The sequence below is a fragment of the Thiocapsa sp. C2-2m genome (assembly GCF_041903745.1).
Classification (GTDB): domain Bacteria; phylum Pseudomonadota; class Gammaproteobacteria; order Chromatiales; family Chromatiaceae; genus Thiocapsa; species Thiocapsa roseilacustris.
Genome location: NZ_JBBWVD010000006.1, coordinates 19149 through 35493, shown reverse-complemented (window position 1 = coordinate 35493; position 16345 = coordinate 19149). Strand labels below are relative to the sequence as shown.

The window sequence follows — 16345 nt, the reverse complement described above, 5'->3', positions numbered from 1 at the left end:
AGTGTATCGTGGCACGTGCGGACGAGTGTTCTCGGACGATTATTGTCGACGATCGGGGCGCGCGTGCAAGCATCGACATCCCGAGTCATCGACATCGCAACGGCGGAGGTTCCAAGGTGTCCCGAGAAGGCGAACTCATGCGCAAGGCGTTTCGCAAGCACCTTGTGCCCGCACTCGCTGCGGCCGGCTTCGTCGGCAAATCCATCCACTTCATGCGGCTGCGGGACGACGCACAGGATCTGCTGTCGATCCAGTATTGGAAGTACGGCGGCAGCTTCATCCTCGAGTTCGGCCGGAGAGGTCGCGGGCCGCTGCTAACCGCTTGGGGGCCGGTCATCCCCGAGGAGTCGCTCGATGTCGCCTACCTGCCGGTCGGAGATCGTGCACGGCTCCAAGAGCGCGACGCCCCGCCGGACGACACCTTTGCGGGCTTCAGCTTTGCCGGCTTCGGGGAGGATGTCGCCGAGTACGAACGCCTGGCACTGCGGGTGGCGAGCTACCTTCCGCAGGTGGAATCCTGGTTGTCGTGTCGCGAGGTCGGTCCGGACGTGACGACGTTCGGCGGCCCATGACCATCCTTCAAAACGGGGATTGCGCGCAACCGTCGCCGACCGCTTCGCTCGAACCGGATTTCACCGAGCAAGGCTGAGCATCGGATGCCAGGGAACCGGCCGGCATTCGCGCCGCAGATAGAGCGGGTGGCGCGGTTGACCCTGACGGGTGAGTCCGAGGCAGGCGAGCGGCGGAAGCAGGGCTCGCACGGCGCAGTCACGCCCGCCAAAGGCGCCGTGCATCCCCCAAGAGGCCACTACCAGCGCTGCACGGCTCGCTTGCTCGACCAGCCAGGCATCGTTGTCCGGTCCGGCCGGGTCGTCGGCGGCCATCAGATCGCGGGGCTTGGTCGCGCGGTAGGCGAACAGGTTGGTCATGCAGAGACCCGAGTAACCCCAGTCGCGTGCGAAGCCGATGCAGCGCCGGATGGTCGGATCATCGTGCATCGCATCGGCCGTGCTCGGGTTCAAGCCTACGATCATCGCCGTGCCGCCGGGGCCGCCCCAATGCCGCCATAGGGCGTAGCGATAACGCCCGCAGGAGCTGAAGACGGCAGATCCCTTCATCGCATCATTCCTCCGGAACGAGATGCCGCCGGTGGTCGCCCGGTTCGTGCTGTACGAGCCCATTCGACTATCCTAGCTCTTGCCGGTCGTAACGCGAATCGCTTCGCGCTCCGACCGGCCGGCAACCCCAGTGGGCGCCGCACTCTTAGCGCGCCAGGCGACCGGCCCGGCTCGTCGGACGAACGCCGGGGCCGCTAACCTGAGTCGGGGGACGATGCAATCGCTTCGTCAACCTTGGATCTACCGGATTGTTGCCGATGTTGCCGAAACCGACCACCGCATCCTCCGGAACCGACCGCCGAAGAGGCTTTCCGGTACGTCTGCGCGTTGGCGTCGCACTGGGCGTGCTTCTGCTCGCTGCGCTCTGGTGGGGTTTCGGCGCAAACATCGACGGCTCGCTCACGGACTGGACAGCGCTGTTCCTCGATCGGATGGCGCAAATTCCGCCCTGGGTCTACCTGATGAGCTTCGCTGTCCTTCCCGCCTTCGGCGTGCCCATCCTCGCCTACTATCTGACGATCGGGGTCGTGATCGACGGCTTGGGCTGGACGCTGCTCGCGGCATGGACCTGTATGGCCGCAAACATGGCCTTCTCCTATGTGCTCGCGCGGGGGCTTCACGGCCCGCTGAACGGTCTGGCGATGCGCCGCGGCTACCGCATCCCATGCCTTCGGCCCGGCGATGAATGGAAGGTCATCCTGATGGTCCGGGCGTCCCCGCTGCCTTGGATGATGCAGAACTATCTGCTTACGCTCGGTGGTGCAAGCTTCCGCCCGTACCTGCTGGTCGGCATCCCGGTGCAGGCGTTGATCGGCCTCGGCGTGATTCTGCTCGGCGACGCCATCCTCTCGGGCGATCTGCGGTGGGCGCCAATCGCGCTTTTCCTCGTCGCGGCCGTCTGGGTGGCCCTCCGGGTCATCCGTCGGCGCAGCGACTCGGCGCCGCCGTTGCGCGCATCGCCGCAAACGCTGGCGGGCGACTGACCGACCCGACCGCGTAAGCGGCGGGCTCGCTCAGACACGTGTGACCACCATCCACAGGAGCAGCGTCAGGCCGGCGGCGAGCAGGGTACGTTCGGCCTCGCCGATCTCCAGGCCGAAGATCCAGCGGTAGATCCCGTAGATCAACGCGGCGAGCCCGACCCAAAGCAACGGGGCGATGCGCCCGAGGAGGGCGATCGCGCGGGAGCGCTTCGGGGCCTCGAACGGCGCCGGGGGCTCCACGACCTCGCCGCGGAGCGCAAAGCGCGCGATGGCGTCCCAGTTCGCTTCCGCCAGCGCTGCGCTATGACCGCCCCTGACGTAGCGGATCTGATGCACGGCGCCCCCGCTCGCGGCGGAAAACCCGTCGTGTCCGGCACTTCCGAGATCCTGCAGGTGCAGCATCTCGATCGCCTTCGGAAAGATCGCCACGACCCAATCGGCGGTGGCGACATAGTTGAGGATCTTCTTCACTTGTCCGCGGCGCAGCGCGTCGGTCCAGGGATAGTGCGTGCGCACGACACTGCCGGCGAAGACGACATAGCGAAAGCGGCAGGAGGGGTACTTGCGCAAGGCATCGGCGAGCAGATAGGTCCCGTTGCTGTGGCCGACGTAGGAGAACTCGGCATCGGGAAACCGCGCCAACGCCTCCGCGTACTGGTCCATGAGCCATTCGACCTTCTCCCGGCGCTTGCCGGGCAGCAGGAACGAGAGCATCGGGAAGTAGCCGTAGGTCGAGGTCTCGGTGGCCACCACGATGCTGTCCCCCTGCGCGCGCCCCAAGGCTTGCACCCGTCTGGCGATCTTGTGGGTCCAATAGCCTTGGTCGCGGATGCCGTGGATGACGAAAACGACATGACGCACCGAGGCGTTGGCCGCCGGTGGCGGCTCATCGTCGGGAATCACGGAGGCGTTCAACAAGGTCGCATCGTCGGACAGCAGTACGGAGCGGATGACCGCGAACCGAGCGTCGCCGAGGGTCTGCGGACCCTCGGTCGTCGGGGTCGGGAGCGGCGTCGCATCCGCGACATCGACGACGTCGGCGTGACCGGAGTAAGGGATATCGCGGTAGACGAAATCTCCGCCCGAGATGAGATCGATGTTGTCGTTCGGCGAGACCATGTCGTCGACCGAGCCCAACAACTGGACGGTCAAAGCGCCGCCGACACCTCGTTCGCGTGCCGCTTGCCGCATCTTGATCCATTGGATGCGCAAATCCGTGATGAAGGGCGCGCCTTTGCGGATGAAAAAGATGCTCGGTTGCCGACCACTCAGGAGCTGGATCAGGTTTCCGAGCAGGATGCCGAGCGTCCAAAGCAGCGCCGTTGCGATCGACAGGTGATGGGAAATGCGCCAGCCCCGGTTCATGCCGGCGAGCAGGATGATCCGCTCGACCTTCGCGGCCCACTCCTTGCCCCTGTGGTCGCGAATCGCCGCCTCGAAAGGCGCGGCTTCGGTTTCGCCGCACGCGACGACGTAGAGCTTGCGGGCCAAGAGCGCCCCGTAGCTGTGTCCGATCAGCAGGATGCGCCCGAACGCCGGGCCGGGCCGGGCCAGACGTGCGTCGATCGCGTCGATGAGTTGGTTGACCATGACGAACGGATCGACCGCCGACAGGACGGAGAGCGGCAGCGGCGGCACGAGGAGCTCGGCTTCGGCGTCCGTTCCGAAGCCTTCGACGGTTCGGACCGCGGCCGCCAGGGCATCCAGCGACTCCGGACCCAACGAGTAGGCGTGCAACAGCACGACCAGTGTCGGACCACGCTCGGCATTCGCTGGCCCTGAACCCGGTGTTTGGCTGGACATGGACCGATCTCCCGGGCCCCGCTTGGAGCACTATTCACGGCATGGGCGGTGGGTGCGGATTCCGAAGGCGCGGTCATGCCACGGCGGGCCGGCGAGATCCGATAGCGGGATCGGAGCGGGCTGGGGGGCGTTCCGAACACCCTGCACGGGTAAGCGTAGTCAGGATAAGCCGGGGCGACAAGCTAGCCCGCCGACGGACGGCGTGCGTCGTGCCGTCATCGGACGGTGATGTCCGACGACTTTTTCGAGGTCTGCAACGCACGCGCCCACTGCCGTCACCCAATCGTCAAATCCCGAGTCTATCGTTCAGGTTCATCGCGAATCACTTTGGAGTGGCACCGTGTGCATCCGTCATGTCCTGCTTTCGATGATTCTTGGGTCGGGGATCGGACTCGGCGGGCTGCCGGCCGCCGCCACCGAAGTCTGCCCACCGACCGTCGGCGACCTCGGCCTGACCTTGACCTATGACGGGAACGCCTCGAGTGCGGAGCCCTTCATGGATGCGGTGTTGGCGCTTGGCGATGAGTATGAACCTGCCAATGTCATCGTGGTGCTGGATATCGACAACACCTTGCTTGCAGGGATCGACGATCTGGGTTCGGATCAGTGGTATCGCTGGCAGAAGCAGCTCTTGGAGCAGCCGGGACCCGATCCCGGCGAGGTGGCACCGGATTTCGACGGGATGCTCACGGTGCAGCGCTTTCTCTTCGCCGCCCGACCGATGCGACCGACCGAGCCGGACATGGCCGAGGCGGTGCGTGCATTGCAGGATCTGGGCTTTCCCGTGCTGGCGCTGACCGCACGCGACCCGCAAACCATCGGCGCGACCCGCCGCGAGCTCTCCCGCAACGGCTTCGATTTGACACGCACGGCGCCGGTTGCGCCAGCGGCACTGGCGGAAGCGGCGCTACCGCTCGACCCGGCTGCGCCCGCCGCGGTCGGCTTGACGCCCGAGGAGATCACCGCCTTCGGCCTGCAGGTGCCCCGTCCGGTGATGTATCGCGACGGACTCTACATGGTGGCCGGCCAGCACAAAGGGGCCATGCTGCGGATCCTCCTGCACCGCCTCGGCACCCAGGTCGGTGCCATCGCGTACCTCGACGACCGCGACAGCCATGTCTGCGAGATGGCCGCCGCCTATGCGGGGCAGCCCGCGACGCTGAGCGCTTGGCGTTACGACCGGGAGCGGGCCAGCGCCTTGGCGTTCCTCGAGGATGCCGAGCGGCAGACGATCGCCACCCGAGACTGGGGCCGCATGTCTGCGGGTCTTGCGCCGCTTTGTGCGGCCGTGCCCGAGCATTGCACCATGCCGATCGCGGACGTCGCCGTGCCGGTCACGCCTGATCCGGTGTCGCCGACGATCTCGTCCGTCGCTGTGCCGGACCGCCCCTTGCGGATCACCACGTGGAACCTCGAGCACATGATGAGCGAGGGGGTCTTTGCCGACTGGGTCGCCGCGTGCGCGCCGCACGACTGGGACGACGAGGCCGCCCGAGCGGACGGCAAGCCGCCAACCCTGACCTATTGCAATGCCCACTCGGGCATGGATTGGCCCTGTGCGGACCGCCGGGAGGCGTTGGCTCTGCGCACCCCCGAGGCATTCGCCGAGAAGGTCGATGCCCTGCGGGCAAGGGCAACCGAGCTCGATGCCGACATCTATGCCTTCCAGGAGGTAAGCGATGCCGATGCCGTCGCGCGGATCCTCCCGCCCGATACCTACGAGATCTTCTTCGCTCCGGCCGAGATCGCCATGAACGTGGCCTTCGCGGTTCGGCGGGAGCTGGCCCCGGCTGTGTCTGTGGAGCCGTTGGAGTCCCTGTCGGTCTGCGCGGTCTCGGACCGCTTGGATCCAGCCGACCCGGCGAGTTGCATCGATGGCAGCTACCGCACGCGGCCCGGCTTGGTGCTGAACCTGATCGCGGGCGATCAGTCCCTTTCGCTTCTGAATGTCCATCTCAAGTCATCGTGTCGCGGCCATCCGGTGAGTGCTCCTGCGCTCGAGCGGCTCACGGCAAGTGCCTGCCGTGCTCCCGACTTCGATCAGGATGCGGCGAATGCGACCTATCGTGCCTCGGTCGCGAATGGCTGCGGTCTGCTGCGTGATCAGGTGCCGGCCGTCGAGGGCTGGATCGAAACGCAGGCGCGTGCGGGCCGCGACTTCATGGTGCTCGGCGACTTCAACCGAGACTTCATTCGAGAGCTGCGCGAGGGCATGCCGGCGCGTCTCGACGGCACCGCCGCACGCGATCCGATTCTGCCCGGGACGGCCATCGGCTCGATCCTCAAGGAATGGAGCGACAACGAGCCGGAGGGGACCTATCTGTATCTGGTGCGCCAAGACATCGACGGGCGGGACCGCACGTGCCGCGCCGAGGACGGCGGGACCTACCGGGTACGCACCTGCCACAAGGGGATCGACCACTTCCTGATCGGCAAGCAGTGGGCTGAAGCGGTCAGCGAGGACCCGCGCAGCTTGCGCGCATCGGGGAGCGACTACGGCGACGTCGGCTACTGCGCCGAGCATGCTCGCCCATCGGACCATTGCCCGGTGACGCTGGAGATCCCACTGCCGAGCGCAGCGCAGATCCCCGCGGCGCCCGAGCCGCCGCCCGTCACCGAGCCCGTTGCCATCGCTCCGAGCGGACCGCCGCAACCTCCGGGGGAGTTGACCGGCGAGGCGTTGCGGGACTGGCTCCGCGAGCACTGGTATCAGGGGCGCCACCGCAACCTCGGGTACAACGCCGCGCGTCGGGCGATGTATACCCACATCGACGTTGCCGCAGATGGTCGGGTCTACGGCGTTTACAGCGGCTTCAGCCAGCCCGCGCGCGAGACCACCTTCCTGGACCCCATCAACGCCGAGCATACGGTTCCGCAGTCCTTCTTCGGGAGAAGCGACCCGATGGTGTCGGACCTCCATCACCTCTTCCCGACACACAAGGACGTGAACTCGGCGCGTGGGAGCGACCCGTTCGGCGAGATCCCGGACACCGACACCGCACGCTGGTACGGCTTAACGCCCGACGGCACCCTGGCGCGGTTGAGCAGCCCGCCGGAGAACGACCGCGATGCCTACTCGGAGGACCGCCCCGACGTCTTCGAGCCGCGCGAGGCCCATGAAGGCGACGCTGCACGCGCCGTGCTCTACTTCTACACCATGTATCCGGGACGCGCCGGCTCGCTCGATCGCATCACCCGCGACGGCCCAGAGGTGCTTGGCGTGTGGCACCGGATCGATCCGCCAGACGATTGGGAGCGCCGGCGCAACGAGCGCGTCGAGGCGGTGCAGGGCAACCGCAATCCCTATGTCGACCATCCGGAGCTGGTGTGTCGGGCTTGGGGGCTGGGGTGTCCGTGAGGAGGTGCCGCGACGGTCATAGGAGCCTGCGACGGTACGCCCCGGCCTGTCGAACTGACTTGACCCGAGGCAGAATAGATCGCGTACCGCGTTACACGAAATCCACCAGTTCCAGGTACACCTACAATGAGCGGTGGCTGACGCGTCGGCCATGCCCTGTTCCCCCGGCATCCTGACCCACTCGGTGCGCACGCAAGCATCCCCGGTTATGGTCAGCCGTCGGGAACCCTCAGATCGGTCACAAAATAAAAACCAACTAAAATGCTAGGCCAAGACCACGGAGTGTCTGCGGTTTTCGTTGAAGCCTGCTGGACCGTTCCAATCTTCGGGATCGTTGGCACGACAGACCAACGTCAACCAATCGACCAATCGAGGTGACAACGATGAGCGATGAAGCACTGCGTTCGGGTAACCGCTGGGCCTTGTGGATGGCTGTGGCGATTTGTTTGATGCCTCTTGTGCCCTACGCCATCCTCGGCGGCTCCTGATGCCTCTGCGGCGCGGCGTCGGCCGCGTCCAATTGACGACGACGGGGCCGTGTGCCCCGTTTTTCTATGCGTGTCGATAGAACCGCGACCGTATCGCCGGGTAGGCTAGTCGACTAGGCCCACATCTTCTCTATGCTGCGCGCACAGCGCCTCGCCGGGCACGGCCGGGCTATCGCAGACTGCGCAACGGGGGACCGTCGAGCCGGCTACTGCGGTGAGGCGACGACGCTTGTGTCTGATGACGGGAGCTGAGCTACTCGTGGTCTGATAGGCAATCATCGCAGGCGGTTGTAACGCTATCGTCGGACCCGAATCGATGGTGTCCGACCGGGCACTTTGCGCGGCCAACCGGTGGGTGAATCCGCACTCCGGACAGGCCATGAGTGGATGCTTCGGTGTCCCGCACTCGGGACATTCGTGACTGCTCACTGAAATCCTCAATGTGTACCCGCTGTTGCGGGCGATGCGTTGGATTGAAGACGGATGCAGTGGATTGCCGTCATCATTTGATGTTCTTCTACGGTCGTGGATTAGGCCATTGTGCGGCGTGTCCGCAGTTCGTTGAAGGACATCAGCACATACGTGCTGGCATCCAGTTTCATTGACCGCCAGCCTCTTCGCGGGCCGGCCGTAACCGGTCCAGCAGCCACGCGTATTGATCACGCAACCAACTCGCGTACTGATCCAGCGATGGCCTCAGTTGATCGAGGATCTGCAACCACCTTTCAGCTGCCGCCACATCTCCACGCAGACGGAAGCTGAAGTACGCTACACCAATCACGCGATCCATATGATCGCGCAACTGCGGCTGCACTTCGAGCAACCCAACTGCCCTGTCCAGAGCATTCTCGGCTAACGGAAGATACTCCTGTCGCCAGGCAGATCGAGCGGAATGGGGCAATTGATCGTGATAGGCGACATACTCATCACAAACGATGATCCAGGTGGTTATCGCCTCGGCAGGGGCTTCTTGTTCGGTTAGCCATTCGGCATGCTCGCGGAGATGCGCGAAAAGCCGGGAGAATGCGACGTGCGCTGCCTCTTGGTTACCTGCGAGCAAGATCCCAGCCTTGTCCATGTCTATCTGATAGCGGCGCCAGATCGACACCGGACCGATCAGCTTGGGAGATAGAGTTCGCAAATACGCGTCGACGTCAGACTTGTGCTCAAATAGTCGCCGAGTGACGCGCCATGCTAACGCGTGTAGTGCTACGTTATTCGCTGATGGAGGCCGTGTTTCAATCTCTCGCTTCAGGTCATGCTGGATCTCTCCCAACGCTCCGATGCGCTCGCTGACTGGGGTGCCCATTGGTAGCTGCTCCAAGTCGTTAAGCAAGCGTTCGATAAGATCTTCATAAATGATCGTCGTGAGCGGATAACCGTCGTTTCGGCGCATGCGCAGCCTACTAACGTCCAGCGCCAATCGCTCGCGTGCTGATAGCGATTTGAACCGAGGCAATTGACGCTCAAACTCCTTGTAAACGGCCCGCTTCCATGTGTCATCGCCTGCCTCTCTCGCAGCCAATAGATTGTTGTTCAGCACTTCCAAGACATGCCGTAGATTCGCACTGTCACCGGCCGCCAATGCCTCGCGGAGCACCTCACGGGCGATGTCTGGCTGCCCATCACGTACAAGTGCTATAGCCAAATTATGGTGCAGGATCCCGGTCAGGTCCGCTCTCGGAGCTTCTCGGAAAACCAAGCGCGCCGCTTGCAGCCGCTCTAATTGTGTTGCTGTCCGGCCTTGAGCGTGCTCGACCAAAGCCAAATCATTCAACAAACGCAGCCGATCTCGGGTGGATGGATTGGCGTCCAACCCCTTTTCCAAGAAACCTCGTGCTGCACCGACTTGTCCAAGTTGTAGCGCTACGTTGCCTTTCAGAAGCAGGCACTCGGACTGGCGTGCGCAGTACTCTACCGATAAACCATCAAGTCGCCGCTGAGCTTCAGCGGGATTTCCAGCCGCCAAGAACAAGCGGCCCCAAGCGCAGCGCAGAAGCATCATTTCATCGGGTAATAAACTGCGCTCAGTTACTCTCGACAACGCATCATGCGCCTCAAGGAACTGCCCTTCTCTAACATATGCAGACACGAGTAATAACGCACGCTTAAGGTGGTAGTGCGATCCGGCTAAAGCGAGCGGCAATCGCATAACCCGTATGGCCTCATCAGGTCTCACAGCCGCAAGGGCATGCTCCCCCTGTCTCAGCCGCGAGGTTTCATGTGGCAGCAGTCGAAACAGTGTTAAACGGGCTGCACCGATCAAAGCGATTGAAAAAAATATCGCTGCGATTTCTGTCTGCCCGAATGTTGAGAAAACGCCCGTTAACCCGGTCGGCCAAGTCACGACAGCGAAGCGCGGCTCGGTCAGCCAGCGCTGATCGTCGCGTAACCGTTCTAACAAGATTTCCAATGACTACCCTTTACCCATGCCATTACCCATAAGTCGGCCGGACTCGCCAGATCAGTGGCTTAGGCGGCCAAATTCCGGGGCATCGAGCCCTGTGGATGCAGCAAGCGGATCGCCCAGACAAGCACTTACAGTGCCGCACACATATCGACTTAAGAGATATGGGTAATGGCATGCCCTTTACCAAGAGGCTGACTCGCCCGCCCGTCTGTGATGAATGTTCTCGGAACACATGCTTCTCGGCGGCTCGTGGTCTGGACACTCGCGCCCCGAGGGACGGATCAAGGTTTAATTCTGTTTAACGTCCGAACTCTCAGTTCGACCAATCGCACCAGTTACGAGAACTTCCATCTTCGACCTTGAGAACCGTCGGCGCGTCTATTTCATTCGGGATCGTTGGTGATTCGTGTCGCTGATTGATGGAGCAGCGTCTTAGGATCGTTCACGGCCGATTAGCTCATTGGTGTAAAGACCAAGTAGCGTACCCATGCGTTCATTGCTTTTTCCAACCAGAACGAGCCTAAACTTCCAATTATGGAATCAATTATTTTCATTTTCACCTGTATTGCCCCTTAAGTCCATTCGAATTAACCGTAGGGCTGATCGACGGGCCGATACCCCCTCCTTTCCCTTACCCGTGCAATCTCCCCCAACCGCTTCTCCGCCTGCTCCCGCGTCGCTACCCAGGCAGTCCGCATCCGCCCGAGCTTCGACCCCAAGCCACCCCAGGCCGTGACCACAGACCAGCCGCCGAAGAGATCCTCGACCAGGTCAGCCTGATAGTACCTTGCCGTGTCCGGGTTGACCCATCGTTGCATCGCCCTACCCTCCTCGCCTGCGGTCAAAATCTATCCATTACCGGTGGTGCTACGCGCATAGAATCGGTTTCGCGTGGGCTGAGTGCCCCGAAAATCGCGTAGGCGCGCATGTTTCGCGTAACGTATTGTTTCTAAAGCTTCGAGACAACATCCGCCATGCGATCTTCAGTCACATGCGTGTAGATCTGGGTGGTCGAGATGCTTACGTGCCCCAGGAGTGCCTGGATATCGACCAGCTGCGCCCCGGACTCGAGTAGCCTGGTCGCATAGGTGTGCCGCAGCTTGTGTGGGGTAACGCGCTTGTCGATCTCGGCGCGCTCGACCAAGCGCCGCAGATACAGGCGCACCGCCACCGGACTGGGCGGGCCCTCGCCGACAGCCTTCGCGAAGACATGGTTGTCCTTCGGTAGATCCGCGATCCACTCCCCGAAGACCGCCCCGAATGCCTCGGGCAAGGGCACCACCCGTTCCTTGTTGCCTTTGCCGACCACCCGGACCGATTTGGCCAAGCGGTTGATCATACGAACATCTTTGACCTTGAGCCCCAGCGCTTCCGAGATCCGCAGACCCGAATGCTGGATCAACGCGAACAGCACGGCGTGACGGCGCCGCGCATCGAGGATGCGTTGCCGTGCGACTCCGTGGAGGTTGTCGGGCAGGTCCTCGATGTCGTCCGCGACCGCCTGGAGGCGCGCCTGCTCGTCCCGATCGAGCCAGATCGGCAGACGCTGCGGGCGTTTCGGCTTGTCGGCCAGATAGATGGGATCGCTGGCGACCATCGCGCGCTTCTTCGCCCACTTGTAGAAGGACGACAGGCACGACACGCGGCGGGCGATGATGTGTGGCTTGACCCCTCGCTCGCGGGTCTGCCAGCCGATCCACTGCTCGACCTGGACGTGACTGCAATCGCGCCAGTCGCGCTTGAGCTCGTCGAGCCACTCCCCCCAGAGCTTCAGGTCCGACGCATAGCCCGCGCAGGTTCCCGCGGCAGCCCCGCGCGTGAAGCGCAGGTCGTCGAGGTAATCCTTGCGTGCGGTCCAGTAGTCCGAAGTGTCCACGCTTCCCAAGCCAATGATTCCTAGTGCTATTCGATGAGGGTGTGGCGTCGAGAACCCTGCCCGATTGCGCGCGTCCCGATACCCTACTCCACGCCTCGATACCGACCCCGTCGGTGTCCATGCGCCTGAGGCATACTTACTGAAATCAGCATTTCAGAAAGGATGCTCAAGCATGGTCGGCCGCGCGTCTGGTGTGCAGAATCACATAGACGTATCAGGGACTTTCGATCGGGTCTCGCGGCGTGGTGCCCCGCCCTCCGGTGACCAGCCGGATGGTGATCAGGAGGGCGACATAGCCGTCTTTGGTCGCGGCACTCGGCAGGATCAGCGAGCGCAGTGCGCGCCACTCGGAGGGTTGGATGTCGAGACTTGCCGCCAATACCCGGTCGCTGGCCAGCGCGCGCAGCCCCTCCGCGGTATACCGGTTCTCCAGCAGTGCATCCGGACTGTCCGGAAGATGACGGGCGCTGTCCGCCAGACTGTCGAGCGCGACCCCCAGGGCATCGGCCAAAGCCTGTGCGGTCTCGGGGGTCGTCGAGCGCTCGTTTCGCTCGATCGCTCCGATCATGCTTTGGCTGAGCCCGGCACGCCGACCGAGCTCGGTCTGGGTGAGCCCGGCACGACGCCGCGCGTCTCGCAATCGCTCGCCGTTCATGGATCTGCCGCATCGTTGGAGCCTGCCGGTTTAATACTGACAGTGTTAACCATGACGGCTTTTCTTTCAATACCGAAAGTGCTACAAACACACTTAAAGTACTAGGGAGCTGCACATGTCCAATACATTGGCGAGGAATCTCCGTAAACTTCGCGTTTCCGCCGGGCTCTCGCAGGACGACTTGGCGGAACGCACCGGCCTATCCCAGACCTGGATCAGTCGCCTGGAGTCGGGGGGCGCCAATCCCACCATCGAAACGCTGAGCTCCATTGCAGAAGCGCTTGAGATCCGGGTTCACGACCTGTTCAACGATCAGCCTGAAGCCGTGCGTTGAGCCTGTCGATGGCGGCTCCGCGTCAGGGAGTGCACCGATCGGATAACGTGACGTGTCTTTTCGCGCATCGGTGAATGGGTGTAGAGGCAGTTGTCGGGATAGTTCGATCCGTTCAAAAAAATACAAAAAGTAGTATTTTTTCCAAAATGTGCTATTTGTATCCTCATCGCTGATTGCCGGCCCCGGCACCCAACAGGATGCCGGGGCATCCTTCATCACATGAGGACTTTGCTGATGAACGCTGAACGCACCTTCCGCACCGACGGTGGTCGTGATTCCTCGACCGCAGCCATGGAGACCATTCGCGTCTCCGGCCTGACATGCCGGGTCAAGAAGATCACGGTCTCGGACGAAGGCAAGTTGACGTTGGCGATCGATGCCACGGCCACCGACAACGAGGCCATCGAACGTGTCCGTGATCTGATCATGATCCAGCAGGGCGAGGTGATGCTGTCCCTGGAAGGCATGTTGGTCGAGTCGGCCGACCCAGCTCCTCACTGACCAAATCGGCTTTCTGCGACGCCGGCTTCGGCCGGCGGGAGGGAGGGAACCATGAATTTTGCCGAAACGCTCGGTTTACGCCCCACGCCTTACCGGATACTGACCATCGACGGGGGTGGCGTACGCGGAATAATTCCTGTGCTCTGGATCGAGCGGCTGGAGCGTTACCTCAACGGCCCCGTGCACGCCCACTGCGACCTGATCGCAGGGACATCGGTCGGGGCGATCCTCGGGTGTGGGTTTGCAATGGGTATGACCGCGAGCCAGGCTCGCGAGATGTGGCTGAACGGTGCCCATGTCGCCTTCGCCAAGCCGCACTCCATGAAGCAGCGGGGACGGCGCATCGCCGCCAGGGCCGGTCTCATGACCAAGTACGAGAGCGCCGGGCTGGAGACCCTGCTCAAATCGATCTTCAGAGACACCCGAATGGGTGACCTCACCCCTCCGACCCTGGCCCTCAGCTACGATATCCAGAGCATGCATGTGCATGTGTTCTCCTCCGCAAAGGATGAGCACAAGAACCTCAAGGTCTGGGAGGTGTGCCGAGCCTCGACCGCCGCCCCGCTGTTCTGGGATCCGCACCTGATGGCGTTGGACGACAGCGGGGTGAAGCATCCGATGGCGGACGGAGGCATGACCGCCAACAACCCGGTTGTGATCGCGATCAGTGAATCCGTGAGCCACGCGAAGGGGACCGGAAGGGCCGTCCCGCTCGAGAACGTCGTGGTCGCGAGCTTCGGTACGGGGGCACCGCCGGAGGGCCAAACGCAGATTCCCAAAACGATCTTCGGGCATGGCTCGATGATCATGCGCGCGCTCATGACCGGCGCGACCGGCACCGACCATGTCACCGCCCGCACCTTGCTGCCGGCGAAGAATTACTGGCGCTTTCAGACATCGATCTCCGGACGGCTCGCACCCCTCGACGACATAGAGAATATCGACGAGCTACAGGCCGTGGCGATGGCGCATCTGGCCGACGGCGCCGACCAACGTCTGGGTCAACTCGCGCGTCGCCTGTTGGGCAAGCCGCTCGACAAGCGCTGGTGGGAAAGCCGCACCGAAGAGGCGGTAGCCTGATGTGTGCGCGCTACTACAGCCTGCTGTGGCTCTCGTCGATCCTCTTATGGGGCGCACTCTGGTGGCAGGCGATTCCGCTTCCCGCCTGGTGGCCCCTGCTCCTGCTCGCCGGCTGGGCAACCGCCGACGCGGGCAGCTACGTCTTCCACGTCATTCTCGATCACCACATCGGCGCCGAGCGCTCGGCGATGGCGCGCGGCTTCCAGGAGCATCATGCCGACCGCCTGAAGATCACGCGCGAGTCGTTGTCGCAGGTGCTGGCGCCGGTCATGCCGTTGCTTCTCCCGGCCTGGCTGCTGTTGAGCGCACCGGCCGCGCTTGGGTGGATCGCTCCGGGCTGGGCGCTCTATCTGTGCGCGGTAGCGCTGGGCGTGGGGTTCGGGCAGGTGATTCACCGCTGGTCGCACCTCCCGGATCCAGGGCCGGTGGTGATCGCGCTGCAGCGCCTGGGGCTGGTGGTCTCGGCTCGTGCCCACGACGCCCACCATCGCCCGCCGCACGGGAGCGCTTACGCCATCGTCAGCGGGTGGAGCAATCCGCTGTTCGATGCGGTGGCGCTCGACCGCAGATTGAGCGCCGTGCTCGCGCGCTTGGGGTATCCGAGGGTTGCGTGATGGACGGGGCACGACGACTCCTCGTCTTGGCCTTCCTGCTGACTGCCACGCCCGGCCACGGCTCCGGGTTCGCCCTGATCGAGCGTGACGCCGCGGGCCTCGGGCGAGCCTACGCCGGTCAAGCGGCCGTAATCGCGCCCTCCGCCGTGGCCTTCAACCCGGCAGCGGTGCCGGCCGCTACGACGCTGAACGCCAACCTGAGCTACCTGTGGAATCACCTTCAACCGGAAGATGCGGGCACGGAAGCGGCGGTGCCGGCGCTCTTCGGCACGATGCACGGCATCGGTCTCGGGGTGTACGGGGAGTTCGGCCTCGCCACCGACTATCCCTCCGACTGGTCCGGACGCTATTACGCACTGCATTCCGAGATCGCGGCCGCCCGCTTTCAGATCGCAGGCGCTTATCCAGTGACGCCGACCCTGCGTCTCGGCGCCGGGCTTTTCCTCCAGTCCTTCGAAGCAGAGCTGACGCAGGCGATACCGACCCCGCTCGGCGATCGTGTCTCGAAAGTCGAAGGCAACGACACCGGCATCGGCTGGACCTTCGGCGTGCTCTGGAGCCCGCTCCCCGAGCTCGCCCTCGGGCTGTCCTACGGATCGGCTGTCGATCATGTGCTGAGCGGGACGGCAACCACGCCGCACGGCACACAGGGCGCCACGGTCCCCGTCACTACGCCCGAGGTCGTGCGATCCGGGATACGTTGGGCTCCGCGCTCGCAGCTCGTCCTTATGGCGGGTGCGTCCTGGACACGTTGGAGCAGACTGCAGGCGCTTGACATCCGGCTTGCCGACGGCAGCCGTCTCATCGAGGAGCACGCTTGGCGCGATACCTGGCGCTTGGACCTGGGAGGTGATTACGTCATCGGGCCATGGACCTGGCGTCTCGGTACGGCGTGGGACCAGTCGCCTGTGGCAACTGCCACACATCGCTCGCCACGTCTGCCCGACAGCGATCGGACCTGGCTGGCGGGAGGACTCGACTACCGCACCGGCCCTTGGACCCTGAGCTTGAGCTACGCCCACATCTGGTTTGCAGGCGGGCGAGGCGAGCATCCCCCGATCGATTACAGCGCCGGCAGCGACATCCTCGCCGCCGGCATCACGCGTAGTTGGTGAAGGAGCACTT

General features: G+C 63.6%; 14 protein-coding genes. 8 read left to right on the top strand and 6 right to left on the bottom strand.

All coding sequences use genetic code 11. From position 1 onward, the window contains the following. The first annotated feature begins 116 nt into the window (after positions 1 to 116). Positions 117 to 572, top strand: a complete 456-nt coding sequence (locus AADX97_RS05925) for a DUF4304 domain-containing protein (protein ID WP_374233953.1) — start codon at positions 117 to 119, stop codon at positions 570 to 572. 60 nt (positions 573 to 632) lie between these two features. On the opposite strand, the gene AADX97_RS05920 is transcribed toward AADX97_RS05925, so the two are convergent. Further along, positions 633 to 1118: a DUF1643 domain-containing protein gene (locus AADX97_RS05920; protein WP_374233954.1), complete on the bottom strand. Its 486-nt coding sequence runs from the start codon at positions 1116 to 1118 to the stop codon at positions 633 to 635. Between the two features lie 257 nt (positions 1119 to 1375). On the opposite strand from AADX97_RS05920, the gene AADX97_RS05915 reads away from it, so the two are divergent. Then, on the top strand, positions 1376 to 2101 hold the full coding sequence (locus tag AADX97_RS05915; RefSeq protein ID WP_374233955.1) for a hypothetical protein: 726 nt from the start codon (positions 1376 to 1378) through the stop codon (positions 2099 to 2101). Positions 2102 to 2131: 30 nt separating this feature from the next. On the opposite strand, the gene AADX97_RS05910 is transcribed toward AADX97_RS05915, so the two are convergent. Beyond that, on the bottom strand, positions 2132 to 3904 hold the full coding sequence (locus tag AADX97_RS05910; protein WP_374233956.1) for a hypothetical protein: 1773 nt from the start codon (positions 3902 to 3904) through the stop codon (positions 2132 to 2134). A gap of 340 nt (positions 3905 to 4244) precedes the next feature. On the opposite strand from AADX97_RS05910, the gene AADX97_RS05905 reads away from it, so the two are divergent. Beyond that, entirely contained in the window at positions 4245 to 7262 is a 3018-nt protein-coding gene (locus AADX97_RS05905) for a DUF2608 domain-containing protein (protein WP_374233957.1), read from the top strand. A 1086-nt stretch (positions 7263 to 8348) separates the two neighbouring features. Here AADX97_RS05905 and AADX97_RS05900 read toward each other — a convergent pair. The 4 genes from AADX97_RS05900 to AADX97_RS05885 all read right to left on the bottom strand — a co-directional run bounded on the left by AADX97_RS05900 (position 8349) and on the right by AADX97_RS05885 (position 12691). Continuing rightward, positions 8349 to 10163, bottom strand: coding sequence for a tetratricopeptide repeat protein (locus AADX97_RS05900; protein WP_374233958.1), 1815 nt, complete (start codon positions 10161 to 10163; stop codon positions 8349 to 8351). Between the two features lie 584 nt (positions 10164 to 10747). Next, positions 10748 to 10978 carry a WGR domain-containing protein gene (locus AADX97_RS05895; protein ID WP_374233959.1) on the bottom strand — a complete coding sequence of 77 codons (231 nt, stop codon included), beginning with the start codon at positions 10976 to 10978 and terminating at the stop codon, positions 10748 to 10750. A gap of 131 nt (positions 10979 to 11109) precedes the next feature. Next, the gene (locus AADX97_RS05890) at positions 11110 to 12036 is read right to left on the bottom strand and encodes a tyrosine-type recombinase/integrase (RefSeq protein ID WP_374233960.1); all 927 of its coding nucleotides are present in this window, start codon (positions 12034 to 12036) and stop codon (positions 11110 to 11112) included. 214 nt (positions 12037 to 12250) lie between these two features. After that, the gene (locus AADX97_RS05885) at positions 12251 to 12691 is read right to left on the bottom strand and encodes a helix-turn-helix domain-containing protein (protein ID WP_374233961.1); all 441 of its coding nucleotides are present in this window, start codon (positions 12689 to 12691) and stop codon (positions 12251 to 12253) included. Between the two features lie 115 nt (positions 12692 to 12806). On the opposite strand from AADX97_RS05885, the gene AADX97_RS05880 reads away from it, so the two are divergent. The 5 genes from AADX97_RS05880 (at position 12807) to AADX97_RS05860 (ending at position 16335) form a co-directional block, all read left to right on the top strand. Further along, complete coding sequence (locus tag AADX97_RS05880) at positions 12807 to 13025, top strand: helix-turn-helix transcriptional regulator (protein WP_374233963.1); 219 nt, start codon at positions 12807 to 12809, stop codon at positions 13023 to 13025. A gap of 234 nt (positions 13026 to 13259) precedes the next feature. After that, positions 13260 to 13526, top strand: a complete 267-nt coding sequence (locus AADX97_RS05875; protein WP_374233964.1) for a hypothetical protein — start codon at positions 13260 to 13262, stop codon at positions 13524 to 13526. 51 nt (positions 13527 to 13577) lie between these two features. Continuing rightward, positions 13578 to 14606: a patatin-like phospholipase family protein gene (locus AADX97_RS05870; RefSeq protein ID WP_374233965.1), complete on the top strand. Its 1029-nt coding sequence runs from the start codon at positions 13578 to 13580 to the stop codon at positions 14604 to 14606. Beyond that, complete coding sequence (locus tag AADX97_RS05865; protein ID WP_374233966.1) at positions 14606 to 15220, top strand: fatty acid desaturase CarF family protein; 615 nt, start codon at positions 14606 to 14608, stop codon at positions 15218 to 15220. The genes AADX97_RS05870 and AADX97_RS05865 overlap by 1 nt, the downstream gene beginning before the upstream one ends. Beyond that, the gene (locus tag AADX97_RS05860; protein ID WP_374233967.1) at positions 15220 to 16335 is read left to right on the top strand and encodes an OmpP1/FadL family transporter; all 1116 of its coding nucleotides are present in this window, start codon (positions 15220 to 15222) and stop codon (positions 16333 to 16335) included. Before AADX97_RS05865 ends, AADX97_RS05860 begins: the two co-directional genes overlap by 1 nt. Positions 16336 to 16345 lie beyond the last annotated feature (10 nt).